At 39.3% G+C, this 25,291-nt stretch carries 17 protein-coding genes; 7 read left to right on the top strand and 10 right to left on the bottom strand.

Going from position 1 to position 25,291, the window contains the following annotated elements; translation table 11 throughout:
- Nucleotides 1–212 precede the first annotated feature (212 nt).
- Genes Q7S57_00730 through Q7S57_00710 form a run of 5 tightly spaced genes read left to right on the top strand, consistent with a single transcriptional unit; the run spans nucleotide 213 to nucleotide 11,683 of the window.
- Nucleotides 213–3,695 carry a helicase-related protein gene (locus Q7S57_00730; GenBank protein ID MDO8511773.1) on the top strand — a complete coding sequence of 1,161 codons (3,483 nt, stop codon included), beginning with the start codon at nucleotides 213–215 and terminating at the stop codon, nucleotides 3,693–3,695.
- Nucleotides 3,676–6,783, top strand: coding sequence for a TaqI-like C-terminal specificity domain-containing protein (locus Q7S57_00725; protein ID MDO8511772.1), 3,108 nt, complete (start codon nucleotides 3,676–3,678; stop codon nucleotides 6,781–6,783). The genes Q7S57_00730 and Q7S57_00725 overlap by 20 nt, the downstream gene beginning before the upstream one ends.
- Nucleotides 6,780–7,868, top strand: a complete 1,089-nt coding sequence (locus tag Q7S57_00720) for a hypothetical protein (GenBank protein MDO8511771.1) — start codon at nucleotides 6,780–6,782, stop codon at nucleotides 7,866–7,868. The genes Q7S57_00725 and Q7S57_00720 overlap by 4 nt, the downstream gene beginning before the upstream one ends.
- Nucleotides 7,837–11,547, top strand: coding sequence for a hypothetical protein (locus Q7S57_00715; protein ID MDO8511770.1), 3,711 nt, complete (start codon nucleotides 7,837–7,839; stop codon nucleotides 11,545–11,547). The genes Q7S57_00720 and Q7S57_00715 overlap by 32 nt, the downstream gene beginning before the upstream one ends.
- Nucleotides 11,519–11,683: a hypothetical protein gene (locus tag Q7S57_00710; protein ID MDO8511769.1), complete on the top strand. Its 165-nt coding sequence runs from the start codon at nucleotides 11,519–11,521 to the stop codon at nucleotides 11,681–11,683. The genes Q7S57_00715 and Q7S57_00710 overlap by 29 nt, the downstream gene beginning before the upstream one ends.
- Here the strand turns inward: Q7S57_00710 and Q7S57_00705 are convergent.
- From Q7S57_00705 to Q7S57_00695, 3 genes are all read right to left on the bottom strand, one after another.
- Nucleotides 11,680–12,066, bottom strand: a complete 387-nt coding sequence (locus tag Q7S57_00705) for a hypothetical protein (GenBank protein MDO8511768.1) — start codon at nucleotides 12,064–12,066, stop codon at nucleotides 11,680–11,682. The two genes, Q7S57_00710 and Q7S57_00705, sit on opposite strands and share 4 nt — an antisense overlap.
- Nucleotides 12,067–12,075: 9 nt before the next feature.
- Nucleotides 12,076–12,579: a Panacea domain-containing protein gene (locus tag Q7S57_00700; GenBank protein ID MDO8511767.1), complete on the bottom strand. Its 504-nt coding sequence runs from the start codon at nucleotides 12,577–12,579 to the stop codon at nucleotides 12,076–12,078.
- Between the two features lie 170 nt (nucleotides 12,580–12,749).
- On the bottom strand, nucleotides 12,750–14,009 hold the full coding sequence (locus Q7S57_00695; protein ID MDO8511766.1) for a hypothetical protein: 1,260 nt from the start codon (nucleotides 14,007–14,009) through the stop codon (nucleotides 12,750–12,752).
- A gap of 88 nt (nucleotides 14,010–14,097) precedes the next feature.
- Between Q7S57_00695 and Q7S57_00690 the strand changes: the two genes are divergently transcribed.
- The gene (locus Q7S57_00690) at nucleotides 14,098–14,559 is read left to right on the top strand and encodes an Ada metal-binding domain-containing protein (GenBank protein ID MDO8511765.1); all 462 of its coding nucleotides are present in this window, start codon (nucleotides 14,098–14,100) and stop codon (nucleotides 14,557–14,559) included.
- A 304-nt stretch (nucleotides 14,560–14,863) separates the two neighbouring features.
- Here the strand turns inward: Q7S57_00690 and Q7S57_00685 are convergent, their stop codons facing one another.
- From Q7S57_00685 to Q7S57_00670, 4 genes are all read right to left on the bottom strand, one after another.
- On the bottom strand, nucleotides 14,864–15,823 hold the full coding sequence (locus Q7S57_00685; GenBank protein MDO8511764.1) for a tyrosine-type recombinase/integrase: 960 nt from the start codon (nucleotides 15,821–15,823) through the stop codon (nucleotides 14,864–14,866).
- A 106-nt stretch (nucleotides 15,824–15,929) separates the two neighbouring features.
- Nucleotides 15,930–17,129, bottom strand: a complete 1,200-nt coding sequence (locus Q7S57_00680; protein ID MDO8511763.1) for a glycosyltransferase — start codon at nucleotides 17,127–17,129, stop codon at nucleotides 15,930–15,932.
- A gap of 26 nt (nucleotides 17,130–17,155) precedes the next feature.
- Nucleotides 17,156–18,649 (bottom strand): radical SAM protein, encoded by a 1,494-nt coding sequence (locus Q7S57_00675; GenBank protein ID MDO8511762.1) that lies wholly within the window; start codon nucleotides 18,647–18,649, stop codon nucleotides 17,156–17,158.
- 28 nt (nucleotides 18,650–18,677) lie between these two features.
- Nucleotides 18,678–20,324, bottom strand: coding sequence for a carbamoyltransferase C-terminal domain-containing protein (locus Q7S57_00670; protein ID MDO8511761.1), 1,647 nt, complete (start codon nucleotides 20,322–20,324; stop codon nucleotides 18,678–18,680).
- 29 nt (nucleotides 20,325–20,353) lie between these two features.
- On the opposite strand from Q7S57_00670, the gene Q7S57_00665 reads away from it, so the two are divergent.
- On the top strand, nucleotides 20,354–21,607 hold the full coding sequence (locus Q7S57_00665) for a glycosyltransferase family 4 protein (GenBank protein MDO8511760.1): 1,254 nt from the start codon (nucleotides 20,354–20,356) through the stop codon (nucleotides 21,605–21,607).
- Here the strand turns inward: Q7S57_00665 and Q7S57_00660 are convergent.
- The 3 genes from Q7S57_00660 to Q7S57_00650 form a co-directional block, all read right to left on the bottom strand.
- On the bottom strand, nucleotides 21,604–22,896 hold the full coding sequence (locus Q7S57_00660) for a P-loop NTPase (GenBank protein ID MDO8511759.1): 1,293 nt from the start codon (nucleotides 22,894–22,896) through the stop codon (nucleotides 21,604–21,606). The two genes, Q7S57_00665 and Q7S57_00660, sit on opposite strands and share 4 nt — an antisense overlap.
- A 65-nt stretch (nucleotides 22,897–22,961) precedes the next feature.
- Complete coding sequence (locus Q7S57_00655) at nucleotides 22,962–24,398, bottom strand: hypothetical protein (protein ID MDO8511758.1); 1,437 nt, start codon at nucleotides 24,396–24,398, stop codon at nucleotides 22,962–22,964.
- On the bottom strand, nucleotides 24,395–25,285 hold the full coding sequence (locus Q7S57_00650; GenBank protein MDO8511757.1) for a glycosyltransferase family 2 protein: 891 nt from the start codon (nucleotides 25,283–25,285) through the stop codon (nucleotides 24,395–24,397). The genes Q7S57_00655 and Q7S57_00650 overlap by 4 nt, the downstream gene beginning before the upstream one ends.
- Nucleotides 25,286–25,291 lie beyond the last annotated feature (6 nt).

The following is a 25,291-nucleotide window of genomic DNA, read 5'->3' as shown; positions in this document are numbered from 1 at the left end:
AGCGCCTCTTAAGGTATTATTGCATGCTTCAGTTGGAAATGTAACAAAAACCACCGGTTGTTGTCAAAGAACAAGACAAGACTTTGATACAGGAGGTGTCTGTTGCTCCAATATGCCAAATACTACATACAGAATGGTTGATTATACCGTCCAATGAGAGTAATTTAATTGCATAGTCTTTGAAATAATTTTTTGAGAATTAGTGATTATCAATGCCTAAAATACCCCAAATTATCGACAATAGCAGACACAAACTCGCAGATGTAATTTGCGAGATAATGCCAAACTTCAAACAAGTATCAATAGCGACAGGCTATTGGGATTTGCCCGGCACCGCTCTGCTTATTGATAAAATAAAAAATTTGGATAAAATCCGATTATTGATAGGACGCGAACCCCTTATTCCTCGACACGCAATAAGTGCCCCAGAACCGGATTTTCCAGACAAGGATATTTTTCACGATTTAGAAAATATTATTCAAGACAAAAAACTCAAGGAAGTTGTAATTCAAATAAAAGCATTAATCAGCGCGGGAAAACTGGAAGTTAAAGTCTATCGAAAAACATTTTTACACGCCAAGTGTTATGTTTTTGGCGATTATAAATCAAATGAAGCGGTTGGCATAATCGGCTCGTCAAATTTTACCAAAAATGGTCTAACGGTGAATACGGAATTAAATGATATCGAAGAGGACTCGCGGATTGTAACCTTTCAACCGCAATCGGAGCAACAAGAAGTGGGGCACTTGTTTTGGTTTGATCAATTATGGAATGACCCGACAACGGAAAATTGGAACGGAAAATTTATTGAGATTCTGGAAATGTCTCCTGTTGGCGACGTATTATTCAGTCCATATGAAACATACATAAAAACCCTTTACGAACTCTACAAAGACGAACTAGAGGATGTTGCTCTCAAGGAAAGTACGGATAAAAGTTATGAGTTAATGGAATTCCAAAAAAGAAATGTTCAACAGTTACTTAGAAAGCTGGAAAAATATCACGTAGCGATGCTTTCCGATTCGGTGGGGTTGGGAAAAACATACACGGCAATCGAAGTTATGAAACATTATCTTGATAGTGAGGAGGGTAAGAAGCGGGTAATCGTGGTATGTCCGAAGTCATTGGAGGAACAATGGAAAGCAGAATTAATAAACTCCGGTGTGATGCATCTGAAACCCGTGATCCTTCAAAATATTAACGCAATGAAAGAAGAGCAAAAACTTGATGATTTGGCTTCTGTGTCGTTGTTTGTTGTTGATGAATCACATAACCTAAGAAAAACCGGCGGTACCAGATACAATGCGTTATTAAATTGGATTAGAAATAACAAAAAAGCTGATGTGCTTTTATTAACCGCCACACCAATCAATAACGAAATTCAAGACTTAAGTAGACAGCTGATACTTGGCACAAGAGGCAGAGGGGATGTTGTGGATAAGGTGATGACTGTTGATCGGAAAACCGGACAAAGCGAGATGAAAGATTTTTTTCAGGCCGTAGCTGATTTGCAAAATAAAATCAATCGCAAACTTAATAAAGAGGAAATGCCGGATTATGCAGAAATTAAGCAAATCATGGCTCCGATTATTCGCACCCTTGTTGTGCGTCGAACGCGTCAGGGTATTGAAAAAGAATACGGAAAACTAATTATAAACGGAAAAGAATACGAATTTCCCAAGGCAGATCCCCAAAACGCCAATTATCATTTGCCACCGGAAATGACCAAAAAAATTATGGAGAACAAGTCACAACAGATTGATTTGTTGTCTGTTTACAGCAGGAAACCCGAGGATATCGTGGAAAAATGCAGTATGCTTATGCATCCTTTGGATCAACTGGAACTGGCGGAGCGAGTTTATTCAGAAGCTGATCTGACTAATGAATCTCCCGTTTATTTTGTATATCAAATGATTCTGATGTTGGGCTTTATTCCGTATCGGTGGCGTATTTATCAAACAAGATATTATGGAAAAACCAAAGAACAAATAAAAGAAATGCGTTTGCCTGCCGAACAAAGCAAAGCGCTCCAACAACAACGTGGCATTTACGGCATTTTTCGCACTATCTTTTTAAAACGCATGGAATCTTCAGTGTACGCCATCGAAAAATCATTGAAAAAATACGAAAACAATCTCGTTATGTTTGAAAAGGGGCTTAAGCAAGAAAAAATATTAGCAATGAAAGATCTTGATGTTCTGTGTGACGCGATGCGTGATGAAGACGAGGAAGATTTGAGTGATGTGGATGCCGAACTTTTGGAAAAGCATGTTCAAGACGAGGTAGATGAAAACAAATACAACGTGGAGGCATTTAAGAAAGACATAACCATGGAAAAAGAAATTATAAAGATTATTTCAGATTGTCTTTTGTTGTTTAAACAAGGCGACACAAAATTGGCCAAGTTGGCAAATGTTTTAGTGGAGCTGAACAAAACAAAACCGGCGGGGGAAAAAGTACTGGTATTTTCTTACTTTTCTGATACTGTGGAATATTTAAAAGCAAACATACAAGTCGCGTCGGGTGGTTTGGTGAATGAAACAAACGCAGGCTTTCTTACTGGAAAAAATCGTGACGAGGCGACAGACCTTGCGGGACGTTTCGCGCCAATTGCCAAACATTACAAGCAATGCGATAAAAACAAGGGTGAATTGCGTTATTTGTTTTCAACAGATATTCTCTCTGAAGGGCAAAATCTGCAAGACTGCGGAACAATTATTAATTATGACCTGCACTGGAATCCCGTGCGTATGATACAACGCAACGGGCGCGTGAACCGGCTTGGATCGGAATACGCGAAAATAATTATTTTTAATATGAGCCCCGATAAAAAACTAGAGGCATATTTAAGACTGGTAAAAAGATTGGAGGGAAAAATTGAATTAATTAATAGCACAATCGGAATTGATCAGTCGGTGCTGGGGGAAACAGCTAACCCGATGGAGTTTATTGAGATTTACAGCGACGACGAACAAAAGAGGCTTAGGGCTTATCAGCTCGCTGAAGAAGCAGGTGACTTTTTACTTGCCGAAGACGACTTTGTGCACGATTTGAAACAGTTTGCGAATGACACGGAAAAAACAGAAGAATACAAGCAGTCAATTTATAACATCCCAAAAGGCAAGTGGGCTGTTTTACCAACGAAAAAGGATGAATTATTGCCGGAGGTTTTAGCATTAAGCGAACTTTACAAAGACCATGAAAAACTGATACCTCAATTCATTAAAATGAACCGAAACGGCGAGGAGCGTAGCGCTATGCCGGTCCTGGAAGCTTTACGATTAATTAGAACCAATGAAACCGACAATCGCAGGGATGTCGATAAGCTAACTCTTGATAAGATTAAACTGAAAGAGGTGGCCGACATACCGACAAATTTCTCGATCGGCAACGAAGAAGCGTCATTGCCGACGGGGCAAAAAGCGATGATATTGCGGATTATGCACGACCATAATTACACGCTGGAGGAAATAGATCTGGTGGGTAATGCTTTTAACACCCACAATCACTTGCTCAACAGTAAAATGGATAATCTTGTGAGAGATGTCGCGAAGGCGCACCGAAACCAAAAGCCGTATAATGATAACCTTAAAGAACTGATAGCCCTGGCTCGCGAGGCTGTAGCCGAAGAAGAGACGATTATTATTCCTAATCAAGCCCAATCATTATTGTTATATGCCCGTGAAAATAAATAATCACGCCGACGAAGTCTTTTCCAAAATTGACGACGCCCTTCAGAGCGCCAAGAAGAGCGGAAATCTAAACGATGTGTTTTCCGTGGCAAAAGAGATTGTGTCTATGCTCGGTGTGGTCTCTGCAACACCAACATTACGTCAATTTAAACAACTGAAAGCGCACCCGGGCTGGGTGAAAAACGCGCCGGAATTCGCGGATCGAAAAGCCAGTTACGCACTGGAAACAGAGAAGGATTACGGCATTGATTTTAAGTTATTTTGGGCGCAAAAACCGTCAAAAAAAGTAATTGCCAATCTGGTTACCTTAACCCCGAATTTTGAGGATGAAAAAATTTACGCGAATAAAAATGTCGGGATTGATTTTGTGGTATCCGATAAAGCGGACAAGCTGATTATTGTTTTAAGCAACAACTATAAAATCCGCACGTTAGAACTGGATGGAAAACTATCCAACACCCAAAAAACAATTTTTAACCACTGGCTCCAGAGTTTTGATTTTACCAATAAGGCGCAAGTCCATCACATTTTATGGGATAGCTTCGATATTCGTCCGCTTAATAAAGAATTCTACAAAGAAATCTCACGCTTTTTTACCGAGCTACTCCAACATTTGGAAAACAAAAATATCCTGGCAGGCGATCATCGCCGGCAATTTGCCACGCGCTTAATTGGCCGATTGATTTTCTGCTGGTTTCTCCGCAAAAAGGGGATAATTTCGGAGCAGTATGGCTATTTTGACGCTTCTAGTACGGATGCCACCAATTATTATCATTCAAAACTCGAATTGCTATTTTTCCGCACGCTTAATACGCCAATGGACGAGCGCGAAAAAAACGCGGACAAAATTGACGCAACGCTGTTTGGAAAAAAGGAGGGCGCGAAAACCCTTTTTCCAACAGACGCTAAAACTCCATTTCTGAACGGCGGTTTATTTGAACCGAAGGATTCTGATCTCAATGGCGACCCTCTACTCACTTTTCCGGCCGATTTTTTCCAGCGGTTCTATGCCTTCTTAAATGGCTACCATTTCACCACCGACGAATCTACCAGCGATTTTCAGCAAGTGGCAATTGATCCGGAAATGTTGGGCAGGATTTTTGAAAACTTGCTCGCAGAAATTACGGACGAAACCGGCAAGCAGGCGCGCAAAGCGAAAGGCGCTTTCTATACACCGCGTGAAATTGTGGAATATATGTGCAAAGAAAGCTTGCGAGCGTTTTTGTCAGAAAAACTGGGCGAAGATGAACGCAAAGAAAAATTATTGTCATTATTGTTAGATAAAAAAGAGCACGAGTTTGACTCAAAAAATGATCGACGCGACATCGCTCCCTATAAAGCAAAATTGGTCTCCGCGTTGGATGAAATGAAAATTCTCGATCCTGCTTGTGGCTCCGGAGCATTTCCAATTGGGATGATGCAATTAATCTCCACGGTTTATGATCGCATTGAAAGTCGGTTTGATAGTTACAAAACAAAACTGGGAATTATTGAGAAAAACATTTTCGGCGTGGATATCGAGCCGATGGCGGTGGAAATATCGCGCCTGCGCGCTTGGCTTTCACTGGTGGTAGACGAGCCGATTTTGCCGGATAGGCAGAATATGGGTATTGATCCGTTGCCAAATTTGGAATTTAAATTTGTTTGCGCCAACAGCTTAATTCCCTTGGCGCCCAACGGCCAAACTTCTATTTGGGATCACGATAAGCTGGAAGAAAAAATGCGGACGATTAGGGATCGTTATTTCACCTCCAGCAGTCGGAATATTAAGGAAAAAATGAAGCAAGATTTTGCGGATTTATTAAAAGGTAATGGCAAAGGGTCAATAATAAAAACCAAAAAATCAAAACGACAGGAACAATTATTGTCCTACGATCCGTTTAATTCCGACTCCAGTGCCGAATTTTTCGATCCGTTGTTTATGTTCGGCATTAAAGAAGGATTTGACGTGGTAATCGGAAATCCGCCGTATGGTTTTAGAAATGTTTTGACTTCAGAACAAAAAACATATTATCGAAAAATAGAAAATATTGAGTTTAGTAGTGGTGACAGTGCTGAATTATTTTGTAAAAAATCATTTAACAATTTAGTTAGACCGAACGGTATTTTAACTTTCATAATCCCCAAGAAATCACTGTATGGTGATGCGTGGGATGGATTCAGGAAAGAGTATTGGTTGAAATATAATCTTAGGTTTTTGCTTGACTCAAGTAAGGCGTTTGACGAAGTGTTACTTGAGGCTAATGCTTTTGGTTTAGTGAAAAACAGCTCTAATGATAAAGTGAGATGTTCTTATTTGAATAAGAACGATGTTGTTTTTGAGTTTGCATCAGGACATAAGGCCGAAATATTTGCGGAAAATGGTACAGCCCAAATCTATAAATTGCTTATCTCTAAAACGCTTTGGCAAAAAATTCAGGACGCAAAAACAAACGAACACCTTGTTAAGGGGAGATTGGGTCTTGCTATTGGAACAGACTTTTTCTCTGATAAACAAACCGATTATAAACTTTTAAAGGGCATAGATATCGCTCGATGGAAAATAAAATCTAATAGGTGGTTAAAAAATAAATCAAAATTGAATTGGGATTCAGCCAAAAAATTTTTAAAACCAAAAGTTATAGCGCAAGTTTTAGTTGCACATATTGATAATCCAAAGCCACATATAAAGTTAACAGCTTGCTATGATGCCGAAGGAATAATTATCACTAACACGCTGATGTCTTTTGCGTTAGATGATAAATTGTCGTCAAAATTTTGGCTTTCTTATCTTAATTCCAGCTTTGTAAATTGGTATGCATACAATTTCATCTACGCACGGGCAATAAGAACAATGCACTTGTATGACTTTTACATCCAGCAAATACCCATTCCGCAGGCAGTACTTGAGAATAATATTCAACTTGATTTTATTGCTCTCGAAGACAATATACAAAAGGTGATTCAATCTAACGACTATTTAGTAAACGCCGAAAAACAAGCTAAGATCCAGGACTTTGAACGCCAAATAGATGCGTTGGTGTATAGTCTCTACGACTTAACAAATGAGGAAATAAAAATTGTTGAGGGCAATGAAAAAGTAAATATATGAGCAAGGGTCAACAATTAGAAAATAACTTGGCGAATATAATGAGGAACCTTTTCACGCCCTTATATTGGCCTAATCGTTCAGGACTACAGAATGGGTATGATGCCTATGCTAATTTTAAAATACAAGGAAAGGAATATTTTTGGAAATTCGAATGTAAAGATCTCAATCGCCAAAAACACAATCATAATTATAGCGATGTTTTAGAAGTAGAGCTATCTGATTTTAGCGATAAGATTTTAGAGCTAATGTCTATGGGGAGTAGCTATTACCCGGATGTATATTGTATTTTTATCCCTCATAAAAGATATAAAAGTAATACAATATTTTCCGAAAGGTTAACAAGTTTAAATGTTATAAACAAATTTCCTTTCAAAATTAGTATATGGGATTTTGATTTCTTGAAGGATAAAATCCCTCATTTAAATATTATCGATGCAAACGAGATTTTTCCCAATGCATCAAATAGTGATAAAACTAAACACAATGAAATAATATCAGTAATCCAAAAAGAATTAGAAAAAGAATCGGTCGATGGTTATCTACATAGACGTTCTTATGTAAGAGAGAGGGAGGCAAAACACAGTTTATTAGTTGACGATGTTTTACATATAAAAATTGAGGAAATTCGTCTTACTAACCCAGGCACCCCTCCCAACTTTGTTTTTGGCATAAATACTCAACAGTATACTTTTTCTAGAAATGAGGTGGTTGCGCTTTCAATTAATACTTATCCATATGTTATTACTCCAACAAAGAATGATTTTCTTAGCACGGGGACATCTCCCGAACTTGAAACTGTAGAAAAAACGTCAATCGGAGAGAGTAAAATTTTCAATAAAAAGCAATATTCGAAAATAGTTGATGGAAAAAAAGCTGATTTAATTAATCTGTTCAAAAAAATAGACCCAGCTGGACGTTGCTTATTTGCCAGTATAAAAGATTTCTGTCTTTCGCATCCGCAGGGAATCGTTTCCTTTGTATGTCCACCCAGGCATTTACTTTTAGCCAGTTTGCCAATAAGAGAATTGACCGCATCGGATTTTGGGTCGGACAATGGAATTCATTTTTACCTTGAGTTTAAATAATCTTATGGGCAGAGCAGGACAAAGCAACTATAAAGGAATTAATACACAGGCATGGGCTGCCATGTCGTTATTTCTGCAGTTTTTACGCGATCCAAATTTTTCACATATTCACCTTGAAGCCCAGGGGTTTGAAGATTTCAATCTAGTTTTTAATGATGGTAAAAGAATAATTTGTGAATCAAAAGATAGAAAAAAGCCTTTTAATTACGCACATTTAAAAGAGTTTCTGACTAAGGTGGTAGCAAGCAAAGAAGTCGCAGACGCCGACGAGATACTGATCGTTTGCACTAATGTTAATACAGAATTAATTTCCCGCGTTGAAAATTCTCGTTATTGGGATGGTGTAAAAGATCAATTTAAGGAAAAAGGGTATTCCGCGGCAATGATTAGTTTACTTCCTAGGGTTAGGTTTTGGCATATAAAATCTGGATTTATACAAAAAACAATTTATTCCCTTTTTACCGATCTGTTAAACTTTTGGTTATCGGAAGAAGACATTAAAAGAATCTCAGATAGCATCCTTGTGCAAAAAATTTATATCGGGTCGGCTGTCGGTGACACATATTCCCGAATAGATATTCTGAAAGAAATAAATAACATTGCTGTTGAAACAAGGCAAAATAGTGTTTATTACAACGAGCAACTAAGCAAAAGGGAGCAACAATTCTGGGAACTCGAAAGAGCATTAAGTAATCCGAACCATGGTATATGGCAAGTGCCAAAAGAGCTTTCTGCATTTTCAACCGATTATGAACGATTAAAGTTTGCGAAAGATAGGCTGGAAAATAAACATAACGAGTTGGTTCTAAAAAACTGGGATCCTGTTTGGAAATTAAATAGGATCTATGCATTTAACTTCGGAATCTTTTATATTTTCGAAAACAATTTACATACAGACAAAAATCGAAAGTATATATTGAGCTATATTAAAAAATACACAAAAATGATTCGTGGTTTTTATCGAACCGATTATTTTAACGTGGATATTGTGAGGATAGTTAAAAAGATTATCGAAGGGGAGGATGGTGCAGAATATCTGGACGACGCGTTCATTATAGCGAAAGACCTGATTATGTTTAATGAAAATGATTTTTTCTATCTCAAAGATACCGGAAACGAACACGGCGAATGGGAAAAAGAAGAAATTTGCAAGCTTGCGCGAAAAATATACGAGCGCGACACGGAAGGCAACCTGAAACAAAAAGTTATTGATTTAATCGCCTCCGCGTTTAATATCACGCAAGACGAAGGAGAATTTATCCACCACGCCCCCCGCGACGTTTACGAGATATTGCGTGAATGGCTAAATGAAGATTTCGAAGGCCGGTTTGACGAATTTGTAAAAATGGCGAGTGCCCAATACCAAAAATATTATGAAAAATTCAAAAGCAAAATGAACTTCAAAGGGTGGGAATATATGGGTGGCGGAATTTCTTATGATTCCGGCCAATATGCCATTAATGAACGGCATTTTGTGTCTTTCATTCTTACACCGGCCATTAATCAATATTACGAAAAGGATAAAGCCAAGGGTTGGCAATTTATCAAAGAGCGTTGTATCTCAATGCCACACGAGGTAAACAAGTACAAGCCTGATTTTTTAAACCGCGCGGTTTGTGAAATAGTCATAAACCGATATGTGAACACGGACGAAAATGTTTCCAACGAGGCTTTTGAGATTTTAAAAGAATTTATTCTTTTAAAAAAAGGCATTCCGCACAAATCCGAACTGATCTATTGGTCTGCCGGCAACATTGCTCTGTCCGACGGCAAAAAATGGAAGTTGGTTGAACTGACTGTTAAAAAATACGGCATTCCGGTTAATCCCTTTGTTGAACGGATTGTGACCGATTTGGCCAAAAATGGTTTTCTGCAAGCCAAACAAACGATGCGAAAATGGTACTCTAACCCAAAGTATTACGAGCGTTTTATGTTTGATTTCGAAGTTGTGTCAGGCATTAAGACACTGCTGGAAACTGATTTGAAACTTGCCGTTGAATTGTTTACAACCTTTATTGCAAGCGACTATATCAAAAAAGAAAAAAGTGATCATTTTGGCGCTTATACCGTAGCCTCTCTGTTGAATGAAATAATCAGAAAAGATTATGTCGCCGGCTTGTCGATAATTCGTTTGTTGGAAAACGAGGTAAAACCCAGTGAAGATCAGCAAATTATTTATTCCTACGCTTTGTTTAATCACTTGGGAAACGATGACTCCGATGACGAAGAATTGCTACTGAAAATTTACAAAGAGGTTGTCGTTCCGTTCTTAAAAAAACACGGCGACAATGTAGCTGAAATATCCAAGTGGCTGACTAACGCCAGTTGTCGCGAGGCCTTCGTTCAATTCGCGGCAAGGCTGGCGACCAAGAAAAAAATAGTCGAGGCATTAAAAATTATTCGTATTTTTATCGACGACCCAGACCCGTATTCGCTCGGCAAAGATCCGCGCGATCCGGAAGATAAATACAGTGAACACAAAAGTATTCTGGAAGGTAAGGAATCGAACGCAATTGCTTCGGTTCGCGGTTGGTGCGGGTGGGTGCTGACGAAATGCGCCGTACTTTCGGGGCGAGGACAAGTGGCCGAAGTGATTGAACTGACGAAGAAGTTGGTTAACGACCCGAATTATTACGTAATACAAATGGCCACCCTACCACTTGGCCAACTGGCTCGCAACCGGCTGACCGTGTTGCCGGAAAACAGAGAGCTTCTGTTTTTGAACGACGACAGGGAAAGGGCACTACGAATGTCAAAAGAAATTGAAAGTGTTGCATTTGATTTGCTGGATAAATTCATTGCGTGGCCACCGCCGGTTCAAAAATCGTTAATCAAGAGCGTGTTGCACGTTTTTGACCCCATCAGGGCATTGAATGAGAAGGATTCTTTAAGGTTCGTGACCGCCATAGCAAACCTGTCGGCTGACATCAAAAAAGAAGCTGCGCCGTTGTTTATTTACTACGCAGAGTTTAGAAAGAATAAATATGTTAATTGGCGGTTTGGCATGCCTGGTTTATATGACGATCTCGGACCGGAGAAATATGATCAGAGAAAGTTCAAAACAATCCTGATTGAAACCATAAAGGAAATGCAAAAAGAAGATCCTGACAGTTGTTTCAGATTCGCGTCATCCGTCGAACACGCTTTGCGGGAAGGATCGCCCGAAGAAATGCCGAAAAACACAGAGCTTGCTTTGGAATATTTTGAATTGCTTTCTGACATTTATGCTCGCAATATTTTTAATGTCATTTATCAAACCATGGAGCGGGAATTTAGTAAGCCTCAAAAAGATGCGCAAAAGTGGTATCAATTGCTGATCAAGTGTTTTGAAGTAGAAAAAGGATTTTATGAAAAACAAGCGGAAATCGGCAACTTGGCAAATGTTTATTGGTACCCGGCTCAGTATCATTCGAGGATATTGGAACTGTTGCACGACAATTTTGGAAAAGATAAGTTTATGGAAGCCGTAAAAATATTCTTTTCTTTTCCGAGAGATTTGGAACTTCACGAAAGCGATAAACTGGTGGAGATTATCAAGCAATACGTGGCCACCGATAAAGACGCACAGGATATTATAAAAAAACTAAGAGATAAAAACCCCGGCAAATACTGGACGTCAAAACCGAAGAAAAGGAAAGTAACAAAAACCCATGTCAAAAAAGATAAAAAAGGAAAGTAAACAGGTTGCTTCCGAAGCCGGCCTTGAGCCTTGCGACGACTGCGCTATTTGTCGGGCTATGGCTTTGGCGGAAAAAGAGGGACGAGAACTGGATATGAATGAACTGCTAACAGCTTTTGAGGAGCAGGGACGCTAAACATCCAATTTTTTTAGAGAAATTTTCAGTTGGTTGACGTAATCGGTGTAGCGATTCTTTTTTGCTTGGCCTTCGTTTTTGAAGCCGAGTTCTTTTCTTTCCTCTATGAAGTCCAGATTGATTGTTTTTTCGGTTAAATCAAAAAAATAGACGACGCGATAACCGCCACTTTTGCCTCTATTACTGTCCGGATTTGGGATTCCCGCCGCCCAAATTTCATAACGATTTTTAGGAGAACGATAAATCAGTTTTTGTCGAGCCAACTGATATAGGTTGCTTACGCTCGGCGCCCAAGTTTTAATCGCCGTTCGTACTACGATTGAAATGCCCGCCTTTTCGCACATCCGAACAAAGTTTTCCCGTTCCACATACACCCAAGCCATAATTCGATGTTACTCTCGAAAAAAATCTATATCGCGCGCGTAAGAATAGTCCACGATTTCGTAGGGTTTGGAATAAAACCAAGGCGCTTCAAGGTGCGTTTGTGCGACTATTTTTTCCGTCGGCCAACCGCCAAACTGATCGCAAATTTGTTTTAGAAGTTTTTTTTGATCGGGCGTAAAAACCGCTTCGTCGAATTTCGCCTCGTTTTTGACGGTGAAATTAATCATTTCCGCGTCATTGTGAGCAACCGCTTCCGTTTCTATCACTCCTTCATTTTTCAAACTGGCGAGTATTTCATCTATTCGCGCCGGAACTGGGCCGTAACCTTGGTGAATATAGGTGTCGCCCGTGACGGATTTTTTGTGATCGCGATAGTAGATAAAATCAAGGTAATACAAAAGCTTGTTCAGTTTTGTCGCGTGCAAATACTGATTGTTGCAGTACTTTATGAAGTAAAGTACTGCGCTTTTATATACCCTCTCGTCTATTGAGTGATTTAATATCTTATCCATAATGTGATTATATATTAACATACTCATTGGTATGTGAACAATGTCCCTGTGATTATTAATCAGCCACATCCATAAGTGGTAAGATAACGATGTTATTACCAGGCTCTAAGCGCAAACCCAAAACCACCTCGCAGGAGGTGCTGAGGCACCACCTCCGAGGTGATACTTTGCTAATTTGTTTTTCTTATTCGCACAATATCCCTAAGAATCACCGCGTCTGGGCGACCATACAACATCATTCCTTGACCGGCGTCGCGAAAGGCAGGATTTGTCCAACCTTCCGGGACAAGGCTTTCAACTTTGTAGCCCTTTGGTAAAAATTTTCGCAATTCTTCTTGCATAAACGGCGCTCTTACGATGCGTTTATCGACGCGAAAAGCGGGGAGTGCCACAACCACTGTGGCCCCACTTTTGAGCGCGCTACTGACATTGGCAAGCAGGGCATAAAGCAGTTGTTGGGTTCTCACGAAAACATTTTCAATCTCGAAGGCCGATAACTCGTGGTTGGTAGCCGGCCCTAGCCAGCCCTCGGAAGCAATCGCGTCAATCGAATTGTTTTCGATCTCACGTAACGGTTTTTCGATATCTTGCGCCATAACGACAATGTTTTTTCTCGGATCAACTAAATTAGGAAATGTGTTTTTTAACCAATCGGTATTAATTTTTGTGCGTTCAACTTGTCTTAGAGAAATATCTGTAGCTATTACATTAAAACCTTGTAACATGGCCTCGGCGACAATCGTACCCGCGCCACAAAACGGATCATATATTTTTGAACCGATTTCCGCTTGTGTAAAATTAATAAAAATTTGCGCAAGTTTAACAGGCAACATTCCTTTGCCCGGATCGGCTTCCGGACGCTCTCGATCACGGCGCGTGTAAAAATCAATATCTTGCACGGCGGTAACGATCATCGCGACATAGCGACCACTTTCAAGCTCAATAATGTGGATACCAACCGCCTTAAACGGCACGCCTGAATTAAATAATTGCGCGGTGCTCAATGAAGTTCCAATTTGCGGAACCACCACACGACAACCTTTTTTATTCAATAGTTTTTTTATTTCTATCCCCAATGTTCTAATTTCACGCGGACTTTTTGAGGCGGGCAGGGAAGTACCAAGTGTTTCAAAAGAAATTGAGAAAATTGGTTTTTGTCCTTCCGAAAATCGACTCTCCAAACCGGTTTTTTCAATAATTGTTTCGGCGGACAAATCCGGCAATTCCCCGATTATTTGCGCGATCATCGGCGTACCGCCCAAACCGTCAATAATCGCCTGACACTTCAATGTTTCATCGGTTTTTACTATTAAATATTTTGGCAGGCGAGTTAAATCAAAATCCGCCACAATTTTTATGCGTTTAAAATAGTCGTGAACCTCAACGGCCGATAGACCGGGGTTGCTTCCAAGAAAAAAGGCGTATTCCATTTAATTGATGAGTATATATTAAAAAACAAATACTTTCAACTTCTTGACGGTTGTATTACTGGGATAATATCAGCCATAGTTGTACCATATGTTTAACATGAGCGTAACTGACCAATGGCAAAAATTGACCGCCAAGCGAGAGGACAAAGTTTTTATGTGGGTTTTAGGCGTATTTCTGGTGATTCTGGGCTACTTGGTGGGTTATTGGTCATCGGAGACTAAAAAAGCGTCTCCGATCGTTTTTCAGGGCACAAACGCAGTTCCATCAGTGTTTTCGGATGCCGATATCGCAGTATTGACCTCGGCGACCAAAACCACTCCCGTTGCGAGTATGCTTCCACGCGTTGCAGGAGAAACTACCGATAATGCAACAAATAGTACTACAACCGGTAATGGCCAATATGCCGCGTCGATAAACGGCACAAAATACTATTTTACAAGTTGCGCCGAAGTTAAACGTATTAAAGAAGAAAACCTGGTTTTCTTTAAAACGGAACAAGAGGCGATTGATGCGGGTTACGAACCGAGTGTTTGCGTAACGAAAGGATAGAAGAAATACGGGATCGCACGCAATAGCGGGATAGATCTAATCAACCAACGAGTATTTCTTATCGTGTTTCTTCGTGTATCCATGATTAATGACCAATACTCAATAACCAATGACCACTGAATAACTAATGCATTAATAACCACTGGATACGAGCATCATAGTGGTGACGTTATGCGTAGAAATTGGTCATTTATCTTAGTGGTCATTCAGTGGTTATTGGGTAGTGGACATTGGTCATTATTTGAGATATCCCGCTTTTGGGAGTCATCCGCAATATATCCAAAAAATTGGTGGCGACAAATCATTAGATGTTTTGCAGCGGGTGAAATTTTTTGTGCGTTGTTTCGGCAAACCTGTCGGAGGGATGCACATATCTCGTTGTGGTTTCCAAAGATTCGTGGCCGAGCAATATTTGAATAGCCGCGGGGTTGGCACCCGACTCGGCGAGATAAGTAGCAAACCCATGTCTTAGGGAATGGGCCGATGTTGGCACAACAATTCCAAGTGCCTCCCGATATTTTTTTATTTTATCTTGCAGATAGTTTGTTGATATTCTCGCTTTCTGTGATTTTGCGTTTCTGCCACGCAGGGGGGTAAACAGCGCGCCTTTTTTGTCCTTATGCAATGACACATACCGATTAACATATTCCGTAGCCCTGGGCGTCATATAAACAAATCTTTCTTTTTTCCCTTTTCCTTTGACAAATATCTTTCCTTTTCCGTCCACTTGATCGCAATTTAATGACACGAGTTCTGATATTCTCATTCCGGTTGCAAACAATGTTTCAAGTATCGCACGATTTCGCAACGCAATTTCTTTATTTTTTTCCATTGTTGTCGGTGCTTCAATCAAACGAATCAATTCTTCCAATTCGGCTACGCGCGCGTGACGTCTTTCCATTCGAATTAATGTGACTGCTTCACGCGGTAAAGGACACGGAATATCATTTGCAATTAAAAATGATAAATAAGAACGAAAAGCGGAAAGCGCCCTGTTGATGGAACGAGACGATAGGGTAGAGGCCCCCGCGGTAACTCCATTTGCCGTTTTTCGATCAATCGAAACCAACTCGGCTTTATAAAGCTCCAATGCTTGCTTATCGAATTTTTGGAAGGGGATTTTCAAATCATTTTTCAAAAAATTTTCCAACAGTTGCAAATCTCTTTCGTAATTATAAATTGTTTCTTTTGAATAGTTGTGTGTGATCAAATGCAAAATATATTTATCCAGGTGGGGAAGGCTCGGTTTTTGTTTTGTGTCCATGGGTATGTATTTAACTGAGTATAATAGTGATTATACTCATATTAATCTATCTCAATAAATAGTGCAAATACAGAACCTCGTGCCGCCCTACTGCAAAAATCCTCCCTTATGAATTCGGCTTCAAATTTTGCGATTTAAGCGTTTTTTCTATCTCACTTACCCTCTTAGTCACGTTATCCCATGAAAAATTCTGACGCACGTATTTTTGGCCATTTACTCCAATATGTTCATTTAGACGAACATCAGTTATTATTCGGCAGATTTGGGTCACATACTCCTCCGAACTGTTGCAAAGAATTATTTCGGTGCCATTTTTTGCGTCGATTCCTTCGTTGCCAAAATTGCTGGTGATTACGGGGACACCATGGTTCATGGCTTCTAAAATTTTATTTTGTGTTCCGGCAGAATATAAAATAGGTGCCACCATAACAGTTGCTGATACAAAGACGTCGCTAAGATCAGAAATAAATCCTAAATAATTAACAGGGAACTTGGATTTTACATTTTTCGGGGTGCGCCACTTCCCTGCTCCAAAAACTGTTAATTTAGTATTTGGAACTTTTTTTATGATATTTGGCATAATATTATCTTTTAAAAATTTCAGTGCGTCTTTATTGTGACTGGTATTATAATATCCAAAAAATAAAATATTGGGATCATCATAAAGGCGCTTCATATCGCCACTGATATTTACCCCGTTTTTAACCACACTCACCCTTTCGCAATTACTACTTGCGATTAGATCCCATTTTTCCTGTTCAGAAATCACCCATGTCTCATTGGTCGTCCACGCGACCATCTGTTCATATTTTCTTATTTTCGTTGCCTCCCTTTTAATTATTCTTGTGTGTAAATTATTTTCATTACCAATTGATCTAAAGATTTCTTTCGAAATTACATCTGTTAAATCCGTTACTTTATAAACATTGTCGGGGATTAAATGGACATATTGAAACATTCGAAAAAGATGGATGTATGCCAAATCAAAACTCTCATTATTTAATATTTGTGCAATAAGTCTTTTCATTCTGCCAGATCGGTAATACGCAACCTGCGATGGATCATTTGAGAAATAAAACGTGACCGCCTTTAACCAGGCTAGCCATTTGGGCAAATACACAAGATAAATTTTTTTACAGTATTTTTCCAGTTGCTTACAATCAACGAGCTCCTGTCTTGATTCGTAGAACGAAACAAGATGAATATCGTGATTCAGAGAAAGTTCTTTTATAAAATTAAAAGTTCGCAACTTATCTCCACGATATGGTGGAAACGGTAGCCTTGAAGTGATAAATAATATTTTCATACCCCATCACAACTACCCAGTCAGGTTCATGAAAATAGTTTTTCCCTGATTGCCAGTAACGCAGAAATCGCACTCTTTGGGCGCCCCAAGCGCCACAAATTTTGTTTAATTGTATACCAATTAAACAAGAATAAGTAATTCGCCTTGCGAATAATTTTTTCAAGATCTTGAGCGGAGATGTTTGGTAAATCAGTGATTGCTTTTTGATGAACACTTACTGCCTTAAAATCTCTATCCATAAAAAACCCTTCCTTTTTTGCAATCTCATAAAATTTTGTCCCGGGATAAGGACTGACAATGCTATACATAATATTTTCAGGATGAAGAGAGGTAATTTCTTTAATGCTGTTCCACAACATCGCAGAACTTTCATTGGGATCTGCACCAATCAGCATATTCACCTTTACTTTTATACCGACTTTCTGAAGAATTTTGATTCCCTCAATAATTCTCTCTTTTGTGGTGCCCTTGTTTATGTAAAGAAGTGTTTGTGGATTTAGAGACTCGACGCCAAAATCTACATAACGACACCCTGATTCAGCCATCGCGATGGCCGTTTTTTCCGTAACTCGATCTGCCCTCGCAAGACAGCCCCACGTAATTCCCAAATTCTTAATTCCATCACAAATTTCGATGGTTCGTTCCTCCTCCCACAAAAACTGGTCGTCTGCTATTGCTACGGAGCGATAGCCATCTTTTTTAAGTTGAACAAATTCCTCAATAACTTTTTTTGCACTACGTTTTCTAACCGGTGGTTTAATAAATTTTCCGTATCCAGAAGGCAATTCCCCATCGGAAACATTTTCATTATTGTTGTAGCGTTTATATTCGATTTCCCTTGCAAATCCAATTGAATTAGGCACGCAAAAAACGCACTGGAACGCACAATTGCGCGAGGTTAACATTGAAGTAACCGGCTCGTTGGGTAATTTCGGATTATAAAAAATCCCTTTCTTCAATAAATATCTTGCGGGAATTGGTAACACATCCAGGTCTTCAATTAAACCAGCACTGACATTATGAACATGCTTCCCGTTTTCAATAAAAGATGCTCCCTTTATTTTTTTAAATTCCTCCCTACGTCCACCATTCTTAATTTCTAAAACTATATCTCGCAAAATATAGTCCGCTTCCCCCCTTGCAACAACCATCTTGTCATCAAGTAAAAATTCGTCGGGACGATCCGTTGGCGCGGGACCAGTAAAAACAAACCACACCTGTGGCTTAATCCGCCTCATTTCCCGAACCGTTTTTAAATCAATCTCTTGTGAGAGATTTGTTGTATGAAACGAATATACATCACTTTGATCTTTTCTTATTTTTTCAAGAAACGTATCTGCGCTAATTCGCTCATTAGCAGCATCCAAATAATCAGCATCTAAGCCTGTCTCAAGAATTACCGCCGCGTAACCCACTGCAACAATGTTTGGAATTGGATAAAGGGCATAGGTGCAACCATAAACTCTGTCTACTGGCCTAGTTCCCTTCCAGACGGGGGGATTTATAAAAGTTATCTTCATAGCACTCATAAATGTACCAACAAAACGCCTATTTCACGAATAACTCGCCATTTATGGCCAGCGCATCCATTTTTGTCCGCTGAAAACAAGCCTTTGCCTCTTCTGGTGTATTCACAATCGGTTCGTTCTCATTAAAAGAAGTATTGAGCAAAACACTCATACCCGCGACATCACGCCATCTTTCCAATAGAGTTGCAATGTTTGGCAAAAATTCCCCAGTAACCGTCTGAACGCGAGCTGTCCCATCAAAATGCGTTACGGCAGACAATCTGTCCCTCCATTCTTTTTTTACCAATGCAACCGTCATCATGTTTGGTGAAGGTTTTGTCATTTCAAAATACTTCGGACAATCTTCCAATAATACCATTGGAGCAAATGGCCGAAAGTTTTCTCTTTTTTTTATGACCGCATTTATTTTTTCCTTTATATCTTTTAGTCGCGGATCTGCCAGAATAGAACGATGTCCAAGTGCTCGCGGCCCAAATTCCGCTCTACCTTCAAACCAGCCGACAATTTTACCCCTGCCAAGCAAATCAACAACCGCTGAAATCAGGCCCGAATTATCATTGCAATAATTCGACCCCAGGAATGCCGAATTATTACCTTTCCCAACGAACCTATCGCCATTGGCAAGGGCAACTATGGCCGCAGCGCCGATAGCGGTTCCATCATCGGCGGGTGCGCTCGGAAACCAATAGTTTTCAAACAGCCCACTTCTTTCAAAAACGCCATTAGTTACGCTATTTTGTGCCACTCCCCCGCTGATGGCTAAATTTTTTAAGTTTGAAGTTTTTTTTACCAGCATCGCGAGATGCAACACCATATCCGTTGTCATGGCTTGAAGTGTTGCGGCAATGTCATAATGTCGCTCAGTTATTAGTTGATCACGTCTTCTGGCGGGCCCCAATATTTTTTCCAGCTCTTTAGAGTACAGCTTCCCCACTACCGGCGTACCGGCACCATAAGTCATATCCGCACCGCCTTTTGTGTGAGTAAAATATTTCGTCGAAAGCTGAAATCCGCTACAAGTCTTCGAAATTATTTTATTAAATAGTTCTAAATACCGCGGGGTGCCAAATGAAGCTAAGGCCATTACTTTATACTCTTCGCCATACCCGGAAAATCCCAAAAATTGCGTTAGTGCCGTATAAAATATACCGATTGAATGTGGAAAAAAAACTCTTTTATCGATTTTAACATTTTTACCATCGCAAGAGCCCCAAGCGGTACTAACAAAATCACCAAACCCATCCACTGATAATAAATTACATTCATCAAAATTACTTACGGCAAAAGTATACGCAAGATGAGCACGATGGTGTTCTACCTGATGTAGAATTATTTTGTGATCAATGATTCTTTGAACCTGTTCCTTAACGGCATTAATTTTGTTCGCATTATTTAACCTATTATTAATTCGTTTTAATAAAAGTGGATTTTCAAAAATCGTAATGATTTTACGCAAACGAAACAGTGACGGATTACGACTAATTGCCACATGCTCTACTCTTTTTTTTGTTTGACCTAGACACCACGCAATGGCTTGAATTGGCAATCCGCCCTCATGCTTATTGCGTGTAAACCTCTCCTCGGCGACTGCAGCCACAATCTTGCCATCATCCACCAAGCTTGCGGCGGCATCCCCGTGAAACGCGTTAATTCCAAGTACTAGCATGATTAAAGAATGCCTTATAAACTTGAAAAATGGCAACAAACCACCAATTAGTCAAGAGTCGGCCATTAAATATACTTTGTATAAGCGAACACTATTCTCCCCTGATTGGCGGGACAATAACCTATGTGAAAAATATCTGTAAAACCCTCGCAAGGCTTGGTCAAAATGTTTTTCTTATAACTTATACACCGGACGAAAAAACCTTTCCCCCACTTAGGTGGGTAAAAATTGACAACTACAATGTCTATAATTTGGGTTTACCAAGCAACCTTGACCACAATACGCGCGCTGCACGACGAAATTTTTGCAAAGAACTTGATAAGATTATTGTTCATCAAATATTAAGCCTCAAAGCCGACATTGTTCATGTTTTATATGGTCACTATGTGACTGGTATTTTCAATAATCACATTATTCATATCCCTGTCTTTTGGACAGTACATAATTTTCCCCCCGCGGAATATTCTCCACTTTCAACGACACCTATTTCTTCGCTCAATGTATTACTAACAACAATTTATTTCTATGTCGTAAAACAAATAAATATCTCAAGATTTCAAAAGTACAAAGTCACAAATATTATTGCAGTAAGTGAACATGTAAAAAATCATTTGATCCAAAACTATATTCCTGATGGGAAAATAATCGTCATTCCAAATGGTGTTAATGTTGATATTTTTACACCACAACTCAACGTTAAAAGATCAAGACCAAATCATTTTCCCACAATTTTGACGGTTGCTCCGATCTCTCAACACAAAGGTTTACACGTCTTATTGACCGCTTCTGTTGAAATTAGAAAATATTATCCAAACGTACACATTATAAATATTGGTTCAATAAAAGAAAAGAAATATAAAAATAAACTAGACGATTATATACAAAAATACAAACTCGGTCCGAATTGGACTTTTATTACAAATGAAATATGCAGGGATGAACTTTTGGATTTCTTTAATGGCTGTGATATTTATGTTCAACCATCATTACAAGAAGGTTTTTGCTTAACATTTCTGGAGGCAGCATCTTGTGGAAAACCGCTCGTTGGAACCAACACTGGCGCAATTTCAGAAATACTTAAAATCACTGACAATGAAAGCCCTTGCCCCCCAGGCGATAGTAAGTGTTTGGCAGAAAAAATCACTGAGGCGATCTCCAAAACTATTACCAGTCCGCATAATACTACAACTCAACACAACATAATTAGCAACAAATATTCTTGGACGATAGTTGTGTCGCGGCTAATTTCACTTTATGAAGATAAACTTCAAAAAATAGACTAATATTCGTCTTTTGAATAATAGGCGTTAATTCCTTTAACTTTTGTAAGAATAGCACCAACAATATTAACATTTGCGCGTCGTAATATCGCCAGACACGCTTTTGCATCTCTAAGTTTTGTTTTTGCCGGCTCAATAACAAAAACTGTGTTTTTGCAAACAGAAGCAACTGTTGCCGCCCCTGGAACAAGTAAAAGTGGCGGTAAATCAATCAATAGCCAACTATCACGCATTTTTTCAGTTAGCTCACGTAAACGAGGAGATTGATAAATACGTGCCGCGTCATCCGGTGCGGCAATTCCTGCGGGATAAACAGAAATGTGCTTAAATTTTGTTTGCACCGGATCAGGGAAATTGCTTGTACTCAACAAAATATTGCTAAGCCCGCTTTTTGAGCTGTTTGCTATATCAAACAGCCGATGCATTGTTGGTCTCCGGAAGTCCAAATCCGCGATTATTACATCCTGCCCTACGTTATGAAAAGCGAGGGCCAGGTTTGCTATGGTTGAAGATTTTCCTTCACCCGGTGAAGTTCCAGTAAATGCAATGGCGTTTGTTGGTTCATCAAATTTAAGAAACTGCATTGTTGACTGCAATTGCTTAAACGAATCTCTTGAACGCAGAGACCCGGTATGACTGTGGTGGAATTTGTTTGTCTTACCAATAATGGCCAACTGCAGCTCAGTTTCTACATCTTCCTCCCTAACTCTCCTATCCAGAGACTCCGTGATACCTGCTGAAAATATGCTACAAAATATCGCAAAAATAACGACTCCAACAGCTTGAACCTTTTTTGAAGTAGAAGAAGGAATTGGTGGTGCTACCGCTTTTTCAACGACTTCAACACTAATTCCCAACGGCTGTTTTTCCTGCAACCAATTTACCCTATCAAGAAGCACGTCAACAGTAGTATTTGCCAGACGTTGCGCCGATTCAGGTGAAGAATCTATGGCTGTAATATTGATAAATTCCGTTCCTTTTACCGGCCACGCGGAAACATTACTTTGGTAATTTCCCGTAATATTTTCAACCTTACTGACAACGCTTTCTTGTGTAGCCAGTTGTGCGATAGTGGAATTGATCCTTTCAACCGTTTGTAACGATTGCATATCAATTACGTCTTTTTGTTGTGAGTGAACCAACAAAACTGCGGTTGCGGAATATGTACGTGCCGCCAACCAAATAATATATGTCCCCAACACGGAAATTGAAAGAAAAATACACACAACAACAAACCAACGATCTTTCACGGTTTTTAATAAGCGCCAGGATGAATTATTGTTTGTGTCCATTTTGTTTTATTTTACCACCTTAGGGGACTAACGTAAACAAACGTGAAGTCCATCAACGATCCGCCCTATTTACGGACGAGGCCTTTACCATCTCCTCGCGAATATACAACCAACGCACTAGTTAATCCAATCAGAACCCACAAACCAAGCATCGCGTCAATTTTTGGAAATACCAGTGTTGACGCCATGCTTCCAATCATCGCGTATAAAAGACCATTAAATAAAATATCATTTTCCAGATTATTTTGTTTTGATAAATAAAGTACTTTTTTTACGATCAAGTAAAAGAAATAACAAAGGAATAGAATTCCAAGCAATCCATAATCGAACAAGTAATAGACAAAGCTCTCCGGTTGTTCATTGTATTGCTCGTAAAATACCGCACCGCCCAATGAGGCCCCATAAATAATCGTCTCCGGATGCGTTTTATACATGTGTAAAAGTTGCGGACCTCCATAATTAACATCATTGGTTATATATTCCAGATTTAGCCTACTGATAAACCTCTGTTTAACCACCTCATTAACTGATGGAACTAATATATATACGGCAAAAAGTCCAAGAAACGCGCCAAAAACCAATATGATCGGTTTAAATTTGGGCTTCCAATTTACACTAAATCCTAAAATACCAATCACCGCAACAACGGCACTCAACCACCCCGCGGTTGAAAAAGTCATGGTAAAAATAAAGACATGCAATAAAAATATGCCCAGTAAAAGGGATTTAAAACCTAGTCTATATTTCTTTTCTCTAATTACTCGCCAGGTTATCACTCCCAATAAAACTGAAAATGGTAGCAGTATTCCAGCTAAATCTTTTGGCTCTCCCGCCAAGGAAGAAATTCTAAAAAAATTACCGAGAGATGTACTAAAAATGCCAATACCACCAGTGGGGTTTGATGCTCCACGAAAAATAAAGATCGAGGGTAAATTATACAAATAAGCGAAATACTGATATATCCCATATATACAAAGCATCGAAGTACCAATTAGGGAAATTTTTACCATTGACACAATTTGTTTCCGTGAGCGACATATCGCCAAAATTACTAAAGGAATTGAGGCTTTAAGTGCAAACATCATAATTTGTGACATTTGTTTTGTGGCGCGATCACGAAATAGACTATCGCCTATCGGTCCGTAGGCTGTAACAATACTTTTTACCGGAAAACTGGGGATATTCAACAATGCTGAAACGCTAAAAAAAATAATTAAAATTATTATCATAATTCTTCCCGGATATTCATCCATCGCAGTCGCCAGATCTTTAGGAAAATATAAAACCAGCGTTAATAAAGAGAAGAAGAGCAACACACGTGGAATATTTACCATAACCCCCACATCAATAAATAACGCCTGGAATCCCAGAAAAAACAAAAACAATGCTAACAATTTTCGCGAAGGTACGAATAAAAATACTACCGCGCTCAAGGGTATCAAAATTGGCAGGAGCGGAATAATAAATTTTATTGCTTCATATAACAACACCGATACGTTCATATGCGTTGAAATAATTCCAAAATTAAGGCACGTCGCGCAACGGAAACACGTTTTGAAGGCGTTACATGTCTAAAAAAACCATACAACAGGCCGGGCATATCATGTTGACCAACCACTAAGTTGTAAAACACAAATACAAATAATTTAATTTTTCCGTAGTGCTTATTAATTATATGCGTTAAATTATGAATAAAGGTGCTGACATTTAGGGGATTGTCAACATCGCTTTGTGCTCGTAATGCAAGATGATACGCATTTAGTTGTGGCTCATACTGAATTTCCCACCCTCGCATAATTAATTGCAAACCAAAATCCAAACCATGGTGCGCTATCCGACCGGAATTCAAACGCATGTCGACATCCAATTCCGTGCTCACCTCGCCACGAATAATCATGTTTCCCTCATTTGGTCCATTTATTTTTTTAGTACTTATGGACTTATTTTTTATAACCGCAAAACGGCCAAACCAAAAAAGTCTTGCCGGAAATACGGTTCCGCTCTTGTCTTGACCTATTGATGCCCCATTAATAGCCCCAAGACAGGGCCCATTTTTTTTAAAGGTTAACAATCCCGTCTCCACCCAATTAGAACCAACTAAAACATCATCATCCAAAATACCCACGTAGTCGCCCTTCGCCATTTTTAGACCCTCCTTAATTGGCGGTAAAAATCCCGCTTCAATCACACAAAAGACAGTCGTGTTTAGCGCACCCCTTTTTTTATTGTATTGATTTAAAAAATCTTTTGTTTCAATATCACTTTCACGTCGAACAATAATTATTTCATCCGGTAATATTGTTTGCTTTTCCAAAGCTTCAAGACAGCACCCCAACGCTTCCACCCTCAAGTATGTTGGAATAATTACTACAAATTTTGGCTTATACATATCAGT

It is taken from the genome of bacterium (genome assembly GCA_030647555.1).
In the GTDB taxonomy this organism is placed as follows: domain Bacteria; phylum Patescibacteriota; class Andersenbacteria; order UBA10190; family CAIZMI01; genus CAIZMI01.
This window is presented reverse-complemented; position numbering and strand designations above follow the sequence as displayed.

Coding starts and splice junctions, on each gene's coding strand:
- Q7S57_00730 (MDO8511773.1), top strand. CDS start 213: ATGCCTAAAATACCCCAAATTATCGACAATAGCAGACACAAACTCGCA.
- Q7S57_00725 (MDO8511772.1), top strand. CDS start 3,676: ATGCCCGTGAAAATAAATAATCACGCCGACGAAGTCTTTTCCAAAATT.
- Q7S57_00720 (MDO8511771.1), top strand. CDS start 6,780: ATGAGCAAGGGTCAACAATTAGAAAATAACTTGGCGAATATAATGAGG.
- Q7S57_00715 (MDO8511770.1), top strand. CDS start 7,837: ATGGAATTCATTTTTACCTTGAGTTTAAATAATCTTATGGGCAGAGCA.
- Q7S57_00710 (MDO8511769.1), top strand. CDS start 11,519: ATGTCAAAAAAGATAAAAAAGGAAAGTAAACAGGTTGCTTCCGAAGCC.
- Q7S57_00705 (MDO8511768.1), bottom strand. CDS start 12,066: ATGGCTTGGGTGTATGTGGAACGGGAAAACTTTGTTCGGATGTGCGAA.
- Q7S57_00700 (MDO8511767.1), bottom strand. CDS start 12,579: ATGGATAAGATATTAAATCACTCAATAGACGAGAGGGTATATAAAAGC.
- Q7S57_00695 (MDO8511766.1), bottom strand. CDS start 14,009: ATGGAATACGCCTTTTTTCTTGGAAGCAACCCCGGTCTATCGGCCGTT.
- Q7S57_00690 (MDO8511765.1), top strand. CDS start 14,098: ATGTTTAACATGAGCGTAACTGACCAATGGCAAAAATTGACCGCCAAG.
- Q7S57_00685 (MDO8511764.1), bottom strand. CDS start 15,823: ATGGACACAAAACAAAAACCGAGCCTTCCCCACCTGGATAAATATATT.
- Q7S57_00680 (MDO8511763.1), bottom strand. CDS start 17,129: ATGAAAATATTATTTATCACTTCAAGGCTACCGTTTCCACCATATCGT.
- Q7S57_00675 (MDO8511762.1), bottom strand. CDS start 18,649: ATGAAGATAACTTTTATAAATCCCCCCGTCTGGAAGGGAACTAGGCCA.
- Q7S57_00670 (MDO8511761.1), bottom strand. CDS start 20,324: ATGCTAGTACTTGGAATTAACGCGTTTCACGGGGATGCCGCCGCAAGC.
- Q7S57_00665 (MDO8511760.1), top strand. CDS start 20,354: ATGGCAACAAACCACCAATTAGTCAAGAGTCGGCCATTAAATATACTT.
- Q7S57_00660 (MDO8511759.1), bottom strand. CDS start 22,896: ATGGACACAAACAATAATTCATCCTGGCGCTTATTAAAAACCGTGAAA.
- Q7S57_00655 (MDO8511758.1), bottom strand. CDS start 24,398: ATGAACGTATCGGTGTTGTTATATGAAGCAATAAAATTTATTATTCCG.
- Q7S57_00650 (MDO8511757.1), bottom strand. CDS start 25,285: ATGTATAAGCCAAAATTTGTAGTAATTATTCCAACATACTTGAGGGTG.